The organism is Rhizobium ecuadorense (assembly GCF_001187535.1).
GTDB lineage: Bacteria > Pseudomonadota > Alphaproteobacteria > Rhizobiales > Rhizobiaceae > Rhizobium > Rhizobium ecuadorense.
The window spans coordinates 1-1,007 of record NZ_LFIO01000119.1 but is presented as its reverse complement, the minus strand read 5'-3'; the positions used below and the strand labels follow the sequence as shown (position 1 = coordinate 1,007).

Below are 1,007 nucleotides of genomic sequence, written 5' to 3'. Positions count from 1 at the left end.
TGACCTGCCACTGAACTTTCATCCAGCGGCGATTAGAGCCCCGGCGGTTTTGAATACGCCAATTGGCGCGGTGTGAGCAACCGGCGGAAACGCGAAGCTTTCATCTTGCGCAGCGTTGGAGCCGGTTGCGGCGATGGTCCCGGCATAGTCTGCCGGGGTCTGATATCCGAGCGATGAGTGCGGCCGGAAATTATTGTAATCGTCCGTCCATTCGGCAATGGCGCTTCGAGCATGATCGAGGCCAAAGAACAGGCTTTCGTTGAGCAGTTCGTCGCGCATCCGACCATTGAAACTCTCAACATAGCCGTTCTGCATCGGCTTTCCCGGCGCGATGTAATGCCAGTCGACTTTGTGATCCTTCGACCACGCGAGGATCGCATTCGAGGTGAGTTCCGTGCCGTTGTCGGAGACGATCATTCCCGGCTTGCCTCGCCGTTCGATCAGCGTCGTCAGTTCTCGGGCGACACGCCGACCAGAGATGGACGTGTCCGGGATCGCTGCCAGGCATTCGCGCGTCACATCATCGACAATGTTGAGCACGCGGAATCGTCTGCCGCAGGCAAACTGGTCATGCACGAAGTCCAGCGACCAGCGGGCATTGGCCTTCGCTTCGACCAGGATCGGGGCACGCGTGCCGACTGCACGCCGCCTGGCTTTGCGCTTACGAACGGAAAGACCTTCCTCGCGATAGAGCCGGTAGATGCGATTGACGCCGGACGGTTCTCCGTCCCGCCGAAGCAGGACGAACAGTCGCCGATAGCCGAAACGCCGCCGCTCATTGGCAAGGTCGCGCAGCTTCACCCGCAATTCTACCTCCGGCGGCCGACTTGACCGATAACGGATCGTCTTGCGGTCGGCGGATATGATCTGGCAGGCCCGCCGCTCCGAAAGACCCATGACGGCCTTCAGATGCATGACGGCTTCACGCTTGGCGGCAGGCCCTACCATTTTTTTGCAAGAAGCTCGCGGAGCGCGGCCGCATCCAGCATCTGTTCGGCCAGCAGCTT

1 pseudogene is annotated in these 1,007 nt (G+C 60.4%); it reads right to left on the bottom strand.

Annotated elements, in window-relative coordinates:
- Positions 1 to 18: 18 nt before the first annotated feature.
- Positions 19 to 1,007 (bottom strand): annotated as a pseudogene (locus AF337_RS03970) (IS3 family transposase); the annotation flags it as partial.